At 27.2% G+C, this 12,791-nt stretch carries 11 protein-coding genes; 1 reads left to right on the top strand and 10 read right to left on the bottom strand.

Annotated features, from left to right (window positions below):
• Nucleotides 1-176 precede the first annotated feature (176 nt).
• The 3 genes from secF to yajC all read right to left on the bottom strand — a co-directional run bounded on the left by secF (nt 177) and on the right by yajC (nt 3,058).
• Nucleotides 177-1,145: a protein translocase subunit SecF gene (gene secF / locus AAQM_RS02295; RefSeq protein ID WP_129094324.1), complete on the bottom strand. Its 969-nt coding sequence runs from the start codon at nt 1,143-1,145 to the stop codon at nt 177-179.
• Nucleotides 1,145-2,710 (bottom strand): protein translocase subunit SecD, encoded by a 1,566-nt coding sequence (gene secD, locus AAQM_RS02290; RefSeq protein ID WP_129094325.1) that lies wholly within the window; start codon nt 2,708-2,710, stop codon nt 1,145-1,147. The genes secF and secD overlap by 1 nt, the downstream gene beginning before the upstream one ends.
• A 72-nt stretch (nt 2,711-2,782) precedes the next feature.
• Complete coding sequence (gene yajC / locus AAQM_RS02285) at nt 2,783-3,058, bottom strand: preprotein translocase subunit YajC (protein ID WP_129094326.1); 276 nt, start codon at nt 3,056-3,058, stop codon at nt 2,783-2,785.
• Nucleotides 3,059-3,086: 28 nt separating this feature from the next.
• On the opposite strand from yajC, the gene AAQM_RS02280 reads away from it, so the two are divergent.
• Entirely contained in the window at nt 3,087-4,319 is a 1,233-nt protein-coding gene (locus tag AAQM_RS02280) for an apolipoprotein N-acyltransferase (protein ID WP_129094327.1), read from the top strand.
• On the opposite strand, the gene AAQM_RS02275 is transcribed toward AAQM_RS02280, so the two are convergent.
• From AAQM_RS02275 to AAQM_RS02245, 7 genes are read right to left on the bottom strand one after another with little or no spacing between them, the layout of a single operon-like run.
• Nucleotides 4,316-6,112 (bottom strand): Lnb N-terminal periplasmic domain-containing protein, encoded by a 1,797-nt coding sequence (locus tag AAQM_RS02275; protein ID WP_129094328.1) that lies wholly within the window; start codon nt 6,110-6,112, stop codon nt 4,316-4,318. The two genes, AAQM_RS02280 and AAQM_RS02275, sit on opposite strands and share 4 nt — an antisense overlap.
• Entirely contained in the window at nt 6,096-6,539 is a 444-nt protein-coding gene (locus tag AAQM_RS02270) for a DUF3015 family protein (protein WP_129094329.1), read from the bottom strand. Before AAQM_RS02270 ends, AAQM_RS02275 begins: the two co-directional genes overlap by 17 nt.
• A gap of 48 nt (nt 6,540-6,587) precedes the next feature.
• Nucleotides 6,588-8,006: a CCA tRNA nucleotidyltransferase gene (locus AAQM_RS02265; RefSeq protein ID WP_129094330.1), complete on the bottom strand. Its 1,419-nt coding sequence runs from the start codon at nt 8,004-8,006 to the stop codon at nt 6,588-6,590.
• Nucleotides 7,981-8,841: a mechanosensitive ion channel family protein gene (locus AAQM_RS02260; RefSeq protein ID WP_129094331.1), complete on the bottom strand. Its 861-nt coding sequence runs from the start codon at nt 8,839-8,841 to the stop codon at nt 7,981-7,983. Before AAQM_RS02260 ends, AAQM_RS02265 begins: the two co-directional genes overlap by 26 nt.
• Nucleotides 8,842-8,862: 21 nt before the next feature.
• Nucleotides 8,863-10,566 carry a proline--tRNA ligase gene (locus tag AAQM_RS02255; RefSeq protein WP_129094332.1) on the bottom strand — a complete coding sequence of 568 codons (1,704 nt, stop codon included), beginning with the start codon at nt 10,564-10,566 and terminating at the stop codon, nt 8,863-8,865.
• 20 nt (nt 10,567-10,586) lie between these two features.
• Nucleotides 10,587-11,885, bottom strand: a complete 1,299-nt coding sequence (gene hemA, locus AAQM_RS02250; protein WP_129094333.1) for a glutamyl-tRNA reductase — start codon at nt 11,883-11,885, stop codon at nt 10,587-10,589.
• Nucleotides 11,885-12,784, bottom strand: coding sequence for a polyprenyl synthetase family protein (locus AAQM_RS02245; protein ID WP_129094334.1), 900 nt, complete (start codon nt 12,782-12,784; stop codon nt 11,885-11,887). The genes hemA and AAQM_RS02245 overlap by 1 nt, the downstream gene beginning before the upstream one ends.
• Nucleotides 12,785-12,791: the final 7 nt, after the last annotated feature.

Raw genomic sequence — 12,791 nt, 5'->3', positions numbered from 1 at the left:
TGCTTTTAATTAAGGTAATTATGTTAGCTAAAAAATGATAAAAAATTGCTTTCTGCCATTTTTTCAAATAAACTCAAAAGCTTCATAAAATTCATTTTATAAAAAATTAATAAATAAAAAAAGGTAAGAGTCAAAACTCTTACCTTTATAAAAATGTAGTTTACTAAAAAAATTTATTAAACTGTACCTTGCTCGTACATAGCTCTTAGTTTCTCTTTTTCTCTTTTACTTTTTAATTTTTCAGCCTCTTTTGCTCTAAAATCTCCAATTGAAAACTTTAATTGAACAAGTAGTGTTGCAGCTATAAAAATAGAAGAATAAGTTCCTACTATAATTCCTACAAGTAAGGTAAATGAGAATCCATTTATAATCTCTCCACCAAAGAAATAAAGTGTTAAAACAACAAATAAAGTAGTTAAAGAAGTCAAAGTAGTTCTTGATAAAGTTTTACTTACTGATTGATTTATTAACTCTTTTAATTCATCCTCTTTTGATGTTTGTATGTTCTCTCTTATTCTATCAAATACTATTATTGTATCATTGATTGAATATCCTAAAAGAGTTAAAATTGCCGCTAAAATATCAAGATTTACTTCCACATTAAACAGTGCTATTGCTCCAAGAGCTATAGTAACATCATGTGCTAATCCTAAAATTGAAGCAACTGCAAATCTCCATTCAAATCTATATGAAACATAAGCTAACATTACAATTAAAGATAATCCTAACGCCATAAGACCTTTTTCTCTTAACTCTCCTCCAACTTTTGGACCTACCATATCAACTCTTCTGATTTCAAATTTTCCAGTTGAATCTAATATTTTATGCATTTCATCACTTATATCATTTGTCAAATCAGAACTGCTTCCTGTGATTCTAATAACCACTTCTTCATCACTTCCAAATTTTGTGATTGAAGAGTTTGCATATTTTGTTGATTTTAAAGTTTCTCTTATTTGGCTTATTGGTGCAACTTGCTCATATTTTACTTGAACTATTGTTCCTCCTGCAAAATCAATACCAAAATTTAACCCTTTTGTAAAAAGTATGATAATAGAAGCAATAACTAAAATTGAAGACAATCCTAAAAAAGGAAGTCGTTTACCCATAAAATCAAATATTTTATCTGTTTTAAAAAATTCCATTATTTAACTCCAAACCATTTTTTACTATCTTTATCTTTTGACATTTTTGATAATAATGCTTCATAAATACCATGTGTTCCTAAAATTGCTGTTAACATTGAAGCTAAAATACCAATAGAAATAGTTATTGCAAATCCTTTTATAGGACCTGTTCCATAAGCATATAAAATAATTGCTACAAGAAGAGTTGTAATATTTGCATCTAAAATTGCTCTCATTGCATTTGAATATCCATCTTCTATCGCTTTTGCCATAGAAACGCCTTCTCTTAATAGTTCTCTTATTCTTTCAGTAATAATAACATTTGCATCAACGGCCATACCAACTGTAAGAACAATTCCAGCCATTCCAGGAAGCGTTAATGTTGCTCCAAACATTGCCATTACAGCTATTATTATAAAGATATTTGTAATCAGTGCAATATTTGCAATAATTCCAGCTCTTCTATAATATATAACCATAAATATAAATACTACTAAAAATCCTGAAATAAGTGCTATCATAGAAGCTTTTATAGAATCAGCTCCCAAAGATGGTCCTACACTTCTTTTTTCAAGTAATACCACAGTTGCAGGTAATGCTCCACTTCTTAATGCAATTGCTACATTCCCAGCTTCATTTACTGTAAAACCACCTGAAATTTGTCCACTTCCACCACCAATTCTCTCTCTTATATTTGGTGCTGAATAAACTTTCCCATCTAAAACAACAGCTAATCTTTTTCCTATATTTTTACCTGTAAATTCACCAAATATTCTAGCACCTGTTGAATTTAGAGTAAAATTGATTATTGGCTGATTTGACATATCAAATGCAACTTGTGCATCAATTACTTGTGAACCATTTAAAATTGGTATCTCTTTTACTAAATATTTTATATTTGGATTTTTTGTATCTTCTAGGATTATATTTCCATAAGCTGCTGCTTGCGCTGTTGTCATAGAATTTACTTGATCGTTTCTTTCCTCATCAACTGCCATTAATTCTAAGTTTGCAGGTTTTGAGATAAGTTCACGTGCTGCTTTTTCATCTTCTTGTGTTTTTATACCTGGAAGTTCTACAACAATATCTGTTAAACCTTGTCTTACAACTGTTGGTTCAGATAATCCAAATTGGTCAAGCCTATTTCTTATTGTTTCAACAGCTTGTGCTACAGCTAAATCTTTCGTTTTTTCTATATCTTCTGCTGTTAATTTTAAAGTATATTTTAATTCATCTTTTGAAATATCTAAACCTTTGATTTGTTTTAACATCTCATCCATTTTTGGTATTTCATCTGCATCTAATACTGTAAAAATAACACTTTCATTCTCTATTGATAATCCATCTATTAATAACTCTTCATCATCTGAAAAATATTTTACTGATGTTGCTATTGTTTTAATTTTTGAAGTTACTGCTTCATGTGTATTTACACCTAAAAGCATATGTAATCCACCTTGTAAATCTAATCCCAATGAGATTTTTTTACCTGTATCTGTTTGCAATATTGAAGGGATTGAAAAAACAACACCAAAAATAATACTGAGTGTAAATATTATGAGTCTATAATTGAATATTTTCAACTTTTTTCCTTGTTAGGTTTTGAATTTGAAGTTATAAGATATGTAAAACTACATATCTTAAAATATGAAGAATTAGTCTTCTAAAAGTTTTGCTACAAACTCTTTAATAAGCTTCATTTCAGTGTTGTCACTGTTTTTTACTACAAAATAAGTATCTTCTACTTTTGTAACCTCAACAATTAAGCCACCATTTGTTACAATTTTGTCACCTTTTTTTAAATTAGCAACCATTTCTTTGTGAGCTTTCGCTTGTTTTTGTTGTGGTCTGATAATCAAAAAGTAAAAAATTGCAAACAATGCAACTAGAGGTAACAATGAACTTAATAAATCTGCGCTTGAACCTTCCATCAAATTTCCTTTTAAAAAGTAGTTTATTATGTTTTTACTAAAACGCGATTATTCTAACAAAAACTTTATAATAAAAGGCTTCATTACAGCAATTTTGTTGAGTTCTTTTATTTACTTAAGTCATTTCAATATTGAAATAAAATTATTAAATACTTTTTTGGGTCTTTTTGCTATTTATTTTTTACTAATAATTCCTAAAAACTCTTTACCAATTACAGGCTTTTTAACTGGAATTTTATGGTGTTATTGGATGGCTGTTAGTCTTCAATACTATGATTTAATTTATTTAACGCCAGTTGTTATAATAGGAATTGGTTTAGTTTATGCGATTATTTTTTATCTCTTTGCTTTTTATGATAGATTAACTATTAGAATTGCAATGATTTTTGCCTTTACTTTTTTTGCTCCATTTGGTTTTAATTGGATGAAATTTGAACTAATCTTTATTGATTCATATATTGGAACTTCAAAAATTGATTTTGCGTTAATTTTAATCTCTTTTTATTTTATAATCAAATTAAAAAGACACAAAATTTTAGGTTTAATTCCTCTTTTATTTATCTTAGATTTTGGTAAAGGTGAATTTATAGATAATCCAAAAGCTAATATTTATATGTCTCAAATGAATATAGAACAAAGTTTAAAATGGCAAAAAGAGTATCAAACAACACTCATTGAAAAAAATTTTGAAGAAATAAGTAAAGCAATAGAATCAAAAAAAGATTTAGTAGTCTTACCTGAAACAGCTTTTACAAATGTTTTAAATAAAAACGCAGAACTCTTAGAAAGACTTATTTATTTATCAAATGAAATAGATATATTAACAGGAGCTTTATATGTTGAAAATAATCAAATTTATAATGCTTCATATTTTTTTACAAAAGGTGAGATACAAGTAGCTAAAAAAGTAGTTTTAGTTCCTTTTGGAGAAGAGATTCCTCTTCCTAAATATTTTGTAGATTTAATAAATAAACTGTTTTATAATGGTGCTAGTGATTATTCAAAAGCTTCAACTCCTACAGATTTTGTAATTAAAGGTGAAAAATTTAGAAATGCTATTTGTTATGAAGGAACAACTGATAAAATTTTTGAAAATCTAGGAGATACAAGATATATGATTATGATTACAAATAATGCTTGGTTTACTCCATCAATTGAGCCAACTCTTCAGCATTTATTATTGAAATATTACTCTAAAAAATATGGAGTTACTATTTTTCATGTGGCAAATGGAAGTCCTAACAGAATATATAGACCCTAAAAGTAGTAGGAAACTCCTACTTTTAAAATATCTTGTTTTTCATATAAATTATCATTTAAATATCTTAGATTTAAACTCGCATTTCTATTTAATTTATAAGTTATAAATCCTTCAAACTGCTTATTTTCAAAGTTCTTATTATATTTATCATAAGAGTAATTTAAACCTATTTTAAAATCTTTAAATCTATTTGTAACAAAACCTATATTTGTTCCTATTGAAGCTAACTGTTCATTTGCTTTATAATAAATATTTGAAGAAAGCATAGTATAAATATACTCTTTATTTTGTCCAAAACTAAGACCTATTTCTGGTTTTATTTTAAGATAATCATTTTCTTCTTTAAAATGCTCATACCCTAAATCTATTCCCCATGAAATAGGTTTAAAAAACATATCTCTAGGAGCTAAAGATTTTATTTTTAGTAGAGTAAATCTATCAAGTTTTAAATCTTTATCTTTTTGTTTTTTTAGATTTAATTCAAAAAAATCTATGAAAGCTCCTTGTAAATAGCCATCTGAAATATCATAAATATCATTGTAAACAGGTTTTGCACTTAACTCAAAACTCTCATTTGAATCATAAAAAAAAGAAATTCTTGCAGAATCATGAGAATAAAGGGGATCAAAAGGCGTTTCTATTTCATAATTTGAAACCTCCTTAAAAGAACTTCTTTGTTTTAAAAGTTGCAAATATTTTTTTAAATACTCATTCTTCTCATATTTGTTATTTGCTCTTTGATATTGTAAATAAGATATTTTAAAATCTAAATAAGAAATTTTATCTTTTGTACTTAAACTTTCATTTAAAGGTTCATCTTCATTTACAAACTCTTTTAAATACTCTTTATTTTCTATCTTTTCATTTAAAATATGTTTCATTTTTCCCATTGATGAGTATCTAAAATTTGTATTTTTAATCAAATCATAATTTTGTAAAATTTTTATACTATCAAGAGGAACTGTTTTGAAATCAAAATTACTTACTAAATCTAAACTAGGGCGTGCAATTTCTAAAAGCCATAAAATATTATAAGAACAATTCTCTTTAAAGAAAAAATAATCTGAATATGAATCCTTTAACTCAAAAGTATGTAAAACTAATCTATTTATTTCTTCTTGATTTAAATCTAAATCATACTCCCATATATCTCTTTGTTCAAGATTGTTATACTCTTTTATTTTTTCATAATATGGTAAAATCGAATATCTTCCTTCATAATGTCCAAATAAACCTTTATATGCAAAGAGGAAGCCATTTGTTTCATTTGTTACTGCTGCATAATTTATTGCATTTGAAATAAGAGGCGTTTGATTATTTGAACTAAGTCTTAAAAATGTATGTCCATACATTGATGCAGGAGAGTTTATATGTGCTGTTGGAAATACCATAGTTACATATTTTGCATCGAGTATAGAGATATATTTATCTAATTCTTCACAAGAATAATTAACAATTGTTTTTTCTAAAGATGGAATATTTTGTTTAAGCCATTCAACTCTTAGTGGAAATCTACATAAAACATTATTTTGTCCATTTTGTAGAGATTGTATAGTTTCAAATAACTCTTTTTTTAAATCTTTTTTTCCATCTTTTGATATAAAAAAGTTATCTGAATCTATTTCACTTATTCCATCTCTAAAGTGTAATAATTTAGCCCAATAAGTATTTTCATAAAGTTTAGTATTTTCTACATAATCTAAAATTTCTGAAGAGTAAGAGAAGTTAAAACATAGAAAGTAAAGTAATAAATACTTTAACTTTCTAATAAAAAAATTACATATATTTAGCAATTGAATCAATAACTTGTGCTGAAGTTACATTTTCACTTGTATATATTTCTGAAAAATTTGCTTGCAGTTTAGCTGAAAATTCCTGCGTATTTTCAACATTCATAAGTTTTGCAACTGTATTTAAAGTTTCACCTTTACCTGATGAAATATCCATTGCTAATTCATCCATATTTTCTCCAACAAATTGGTTTAATTTATCATTTGAAACAAAGTTTGTTGGTTTATCACAATTTGAAGTTCCACTTGTAATACCAAGAGTTTGACTACCTGATGTTCCATTTGTAGTTGCAGCTATTACTTGTAAAAATACTGTACTTTGGTCTTTAATAACAATTGAACCTAATCCACATCCTGTATTTTCATTATTTATTGCATAAAGCGATGATGCTAATGCTGTTGATACTAATAAACTCATGATTTTTTTCATATAAACTCCTTAAAAAATTTGTTGATTCTATTATTTATAAAGTAAATATTATCTTAATATAATAGGACTAATATATCTATTTATTATTTTATTAATTATTTCTTCTTTTAATAATTCTTCATCAATTTGTAAATCAAAAGCAAATTCTAAAATCTCTTTAAACTCTTTTGATGGTTTCAAACCAAGTTTTATCAAATCTCTTCCTTGAACCAAAGCTTTTATAGGTTCTTGATGAATATTTAACTCTTTTGCTTTTTCTAAAACCCAATTTATTGCTTTTGGACATTTATCTTTATCTTTTATATCCCGTCCTAAACAGTCAGCCAAACAAACCAAACATAAATCTTCAATATTTACTTTTAATGATAATCTTTTTATCGCTTTATGTGATGAATCAGCAAGATAGAGTTGAAAAGGGGCTAGATGATTTTTTACTAATGAACAAACTATCTCAATAAATTTTTTTTCATTTGTAAATTTCTCTAAAAAAGATATAGTTGGTTCTACTCCCAAACTTTCATGTTTATATGAAGTAATTTTCCTATTTATCTCTTTTGTACAAAAAGGTTTTCCAAAGTCATGGCATAATATCCCATAAAATAAATATAATTTTCTATATTCATTTTCTATTTGTTGTTCTTTTAATATCTTTGATAATTCATCTAAAGCCATTAAAGTATGAATCCAAACATCACCTTCAGGATGATACTCTTTTTCTTGAACACAATTTATCAAAGCTTTTAATTCAGAAAAATATTTCAAAATCCCCAACTCTTTTAATAATTCAAAACCTATTGAAGGTTTTACTGATTTTAGAAATAGTTTTTTAAACTCTTCAAAAATTCTCTCTTTAGGTAAATATAAAAGTTCATCACTTAAAACTATTTGTTTACATAACTCTTTTGTTTCTTCTGCAATTTTAAAATCAAATCGAGAAGCAAATTGAACTGCTCTATAAACTCTTAAACTATCTTCACAAAAAGTTTTATCATTTATGTGTTTTATTGTTTTATCTTTTAAATCTTTTATGCCATCAAAAGGATCTAAAAATTTATCTTTAAAATAATCATATCCGATTGCATTTATTGTAAAGTCTCTTCTAATAGCTGCTTCTTTAAAAGAGAGTTTTGGATTTGTAATAACTTCAAAATCTTGATGAGATTTTCCTATTTTTTTTTCAATTCTTGGAAGTGCAAAATCAAAATCATACTCATCAATTTTTAAAGTTAAAACACCAAAAGATTTTCCTACAAGTTTTACATTTCCAAATTTACTTAATGATTTTTCAATAATATCTAAAGAGTCTATTCCAAAAATCTCAACATCATAATCTTTTACGGGAATATTTAAAAAAAAGTCTCTAACACATCCACCCACAAGAATAGGTTTTGCTTTTAATTCTTGTAGGCTATGTAATATCTCTTTTAGTACTAAAGGTATACTAAATTTTGTTGTAGTGGTGTACATCTTGTTGTGGGAATGGAATGCAAATTCCTTCTTTGTCGAAAGTTATTTTTATTTTTTCTGTTAAATCAAATTTTACATCCCAATAGTTAGGAGTATTAACCCAAACTCTAACCACAAAATTAACAGAAGAATCAGCTAATTCTGATACTGCAACTGTAACTCCTTTATCCATTAATACTTTATCATTTGATTTGATAATTTCATTTAGGACATCTTTAGTTTTTTTAATATCATCATCGTATGAAATACCAACAACTAAATCAACTCTTCTTGTGTCATTCGCATTTACATTAACTATTGAACCACTTGTTATTGTTCCATTTGGAACAATAACTTTTTGATTATCTCCTGTTGTAAAAACTGAATTAAAAATACCAACCTCTGTTACACTTCCAGTAACTCCACCAGCAGTTACAAAATCACCAACTTTAAAAGGCTTAAATAAAATAATCATAACACCCGAAGCAAAATTACTTAAAGAATCTTTTAAAGCTAAACCAATAGCTAAACCAGCAGCTCCAAGAATTGCTAAAAAAGAAGTAGTTTCAACTCCTAATTTTCCTAAAGCAGTTAAAAGTACAACTATCATCAAAGCATAATAAACGATGTTTTCCAGAAACTTTATCAAAGTCTCCTCAACACCTTTTACTTTTCTCAAAACTTTTCCAAAAACAGCAACTATTTTATTTACTATCCACTTACCAATAATAAAAATCAATAAAGCCATTAATAAAGAAAAAGCATATCCACTTAATATTTCAGCTATATTATCTGGAATATAAGAGCTTATATCTTTTGTAATAGTTTCAATACCTTTTTCTATCTCTTTTTCCATTTTTGCTCCTTAAAAATTTTATTATAATAATTCAATTATCTTTTTAGTAACATTTTCAACTTCTACTTCAATTTTTTCCAATGTTTTTCTATTTACTATTTCAACCATTCCATCTTCTAATTTTTTTCCAATTACAACAGCAAATGGAAAACCAATTAATTCAAAATCACTCATTTTAAATCCAAATCTAGCATTTAATCTATCATCTAAGATAGCTTCTATTCCAGCTTCTTTTAATTCTTTATAGATTTTTTCACCAATTTGTGCTTCTTCCTCTTTTTTAGAGTTAGAAACAATAATATCAACCATAAAAGGTGCTGTCTCTTTTGTCCAAATACAACCTTTTTCATCGTGATTTTGTTCAATCACAGCTGCAACTAATCTTGAAACTCCAATACCATAACATCCCATTACAAATGGTTTTGCTTTTCCATTTTCATCTAAAAAATTTGCATTCATAGCCGCAGAATATTTTGTTCCTAATTGGAAAATATGCCCTGCTTCAATTCCTTTTGTATATGAAAGTTTTCCACCACAACAATCACAAATATCACCCTCTTGAACTGCTACTAAATCTTTATAAGTAACATCTTCTAAAGTAGTTAAATCAAAACCTTTATAGTGACAATTCTCTTCATTAGCACCAATTACAAGGTTGTTTTCACCTTCAAGTTCTCTATCAACAACAACTAGAACATTTGAAGTAATATTTAAAATTCCACAATATCCTGCAACTAATCCCACTTTTTCTATTTCATCTTCACTTGCATCTTCTAAATCTATAGCTCCAACAGCATTTACAGCTTTTGTCTCTTCAAGTTCATCACAACCTCTTACAAAAAAGACTGCAATTTTTGTTTTATCTTCATAAATAGCCTTTTTTATAACAGCTTTCATTGAATAGTAAGAATCTGTTCCTAAAAAGTTATTCACCTCTTCAATACTTTTTTGATTTGGTGTTTCTACTTTTTCTAATGTAATAGTTTGTAATTTCTCTTTTTTATTAGGTTTTCTAACCGCTGCTTCAATATTTGCACCATAATCACATGAATCACAAACAACAATAGTATCTTCTCCACTATTTGCAAGAACATGGAATTCTTTAGAACCACTTCCTCCAATAGCTCCACTATCTGCATTTACAACCCTAAACTCCAAACCAAGTCTTGTGTAAATTTTTTTATAAGTAGCTTCCATAAGATTAAATTCTCTAATTAAATCCTCTTCACTTGAATGAAAAGAGTATCCATCTTTCATTAAAAACTCTCTTCCTCTCATAAGACCAAATCTAGGTCTTGCTTCATCTCTAAATTTTGTGTTTATTTGATAAAGATGAACAGGTAAATCTTTATATGATGTAATTCTGTTTTTTACCATATTTACAACTGCTTCTTCGTTTGTTGGACTTAAAACAAAATCACTATTTTTTCTATCTTTAAATCTAAGCATTTCTGCTCCCATAGTATTTGACCTACCAGATTCTTCCCATAAAGATAGTGGTGTGACAAATCCTAATTGAACTTCATTTGCACCTGCATTGTCCATCTCTTCTTTTACAATAGCTCTAATTTTTTCTAAAACAATTTTTCCCAAAGGCATAAAATCATAGATTCCAGCTCCTGTTTGAGCTATAAATCCACCTCTTATTAAATACTGATGTGATGGTAATGTTGCATCTTTTGGTGCTTCTTTTGTTGTTGGCATAAAAAACTTACTGAATTTCATAAACTATTTTCCTATAATTATTAATTTTTTGTTAAATGGTCGCATTTATATTTATTAGACAAATTTGAATCATTTGATAATCCAAACATATTTTGAACTGTTCCAATTACAACATCACACTCAATATTTTTTGAAATATCTTTGAGTTGTTTTGAAGGAGTGTGTAAATATTCAGTAATTACTGTTTGACATAATTTTCTTATATTTTCTTCATCTTTTGAACTAATAAAACCTTTTTTAATAGCATTTCTTACTTTTTTATCAATTATTTCTTCACCTTTTACGTAAAGATTTTTTACAAGAGGTTCGATTTCAAGAGATTTTAACCACTCAAAAAACTCCATAGACATTCGACTTACTATTCCATAAGCTGTTTTTGCTTGTTCTGCTCTTAAACTCATATTTTCATTTACTATATCTTGTAAGTCATCAACTGAATAAATCTCTAAATTTGATAAAGAGATATCCTCATCAATATCCCTTGGAACCGCTATATCAAACCAATATCTATCAATACTAGAACTTGGCGAATTTTCTTTTGTTATAATTGGATAAGGTGCTGAAGTAGCCGTTATCATAATAGGAGTTTTCTCAAGTAATTTTGATAACTCACTATATGGTTCTACATTTACGTGAACTTCAAAAGTAGATGCAAGATTTTGAGCTTTTTTCATATCTCTACTTGTAATTGTTACATCAAATCCTGATGATATAAGATGCTTAACAGTCAATTCACTCATTTCACCAGCACCAATAACTAAAGCTTTTACACCTTTTGTATTTCCAATAATATCTTTAGCTTTAGCAACTGCTGTAGAAGCCACAGAAACGGAACCTGTTCCTAAACTCGTAGCATTTCTTACATTTGCAGCACATTTAAAAGCATAATGCATAACTCTTGTAATATTTGTAGCACAGTAACCTTTTGCTTGAGAAAATCTAAAAGCATCTTTTAATTGTCCAACTATTTGTGTTTCTCCAATAACTAAAGAATCAAGTGCTGAAGCTACTGAAAAAAGATGATGAACAGCCCCATCATTATCATAAATATCAGCTCTTTTATATAAAATATCAAAATCTAAACCTGAATAGGTTGCTAATTTTTCAATAATATCTTTTGAACTTTGTTTTATATTTGAAGACCTAGTAATTATCTCAACTCTATTACAGGTTGATAATAAAACAGCCTCTTTTGTAGTTTCATTTTCTAAAATTAATTTTATAAATCTCTCTTTATCTTCAAAACTATTAAATGCAAGTTTTTCTCTCATTTTTAAATCAATATTTTTATGAGAAAAACTTATTATTAAGTAACTCATTAAAACTCTCTTTCTATCATAGCTTTCATAATCATCACTAAACTTTGGCTATTTTCTTCATCTTTAACAGCTTGAATTGCTTCATTTCCTATAGTTTTTGCTTGTAAGACAGAATCATTTAAGGCATTTGTTTTAATCATTTGCTCTTTAATCCAAGAACTCTCTTCTTGAGTCAACTCTTTTTTATATAAAGATTCTAACTTAGCTTTATCTTCAACTCTTTCATGAAGTAATAAATATGGAATAGTTACTTTACCTTCCACAAAATCTAACATTGCTGGTTTTCCAAGTGTTGCTGAGTCTTGAGTAATATCTAAAATATCATCTATCATTTGAAATGCAAGTCCAAGATTTTTTCCATATAAAGCATATTTATCAACATCTAGACCTGCAATTATTGCAGCACTTCTTGCACTTGCTTCAATTAATGAAGCTGTTTTTTTATAAATCATATCAAAGTATTTTTCATAAGAAGTATTAAAAGAATTTGTTAAATCCACATCTAACATCTCTCCTATACTTAAAAGAGTAACCGCATTTGAAACATGATAAGCAACTTTTTTATCCATTTGAGAAAGTTCATTAAAAGCTCTTGAATATAAAATATCTCCAAACATTATAGAGGTTTTATTATCATAAAGAGCATTTACACTAGGTTGACCTCGTCTTGTATCAGCTTCATCAATAACATCATCATGTAAAAGTGATGCAGCATGAATCATCTCCACAACTGCACAAAGCTTAATACTTTCTTCATTTATTCCTGCAATTTTTAGAATAAGTTTAGACCTTAGCATTTTACCTGTTGCTAATTTATCTAAAAGTTCTAAACTTTTTTCATGATTACAAACTTTTACGAACTCTACTATTTTATTTTTTACTTCTTCTAACTCTTCCACAAAAATA

This window comes from Arcobacter aquimarinus, assembly GCF_013177635.1.
Classification (GTDB): domain Bacteria; phylum Campylobacterota; class Campylobacteria; order Campylobacterales; family Arcobacteraceae; genus Aliarcobacter; species Aliarcobacter aquimarinus.
Note: the sequence above shows the minus strand (reverse complement) of the source record. Positions and strands in the feature narration are given on the sequence as shown.

Excerpts from the sequence above, each read along its gene's own strand:
- secF (WP_129094324.1), bottom strand. The coding sequence starts at position 1,145 with ATGGAATTTTTTAAAACAGATAAAATATTTGATTTTATGGGTAAACGA.
- yajC (WP_129094326.1), bottom strand. The coding sequence starts at position 3,058 with ATGGAAGGTTCAAGCGCAGATTTATTAAGTTCATTGTTACCTCTAGTT.
- AAQM_RS02280 (WP_129094327.1), top strand. The coding sequence starts at position 3,087 with ATGTTTTTACTAAAACGCGATTATTCTAACAAAAACTTTATAATAAAA.
- AAQM_RS02270 (WP_129094329.1), bottom strand. The coding sequence starts at position 6,539 with ATGAAAAAAATCATGAGTTTATTAGTATCAACAGCATTAGCATCATCG.
- AAQM_RS02265 (WP_129094330.1), bottom strand. The coding sequence starts at position 8,006 with ATGTACACCACTACAACAAAATTTAGTATACCTTTAGTACTAAAAGAG.
- AAQM_RS02260 (WP_129094331.1), bottom strand. The coding sequence starts at position 8,841 with ATGGAAAAAGAGATAGAAAAAGGTATTGAAACTATTACAAAAGATATA.
- AAQM_RS02255 (WP_129094332.1), bottom strand. The coding sequence starts at position 10,566 with ATGAAATTCAGTAAGTTTTTTATGCCAACAACAAAAGAAGCACCAAAA.
- hemA (WP_129094333.1), bottom strand. The coding sequence starts at position 11,885 with ATGAGTTACTTAATAATAAGTTTTTCTCATAAAAATATTGATTTAAAA.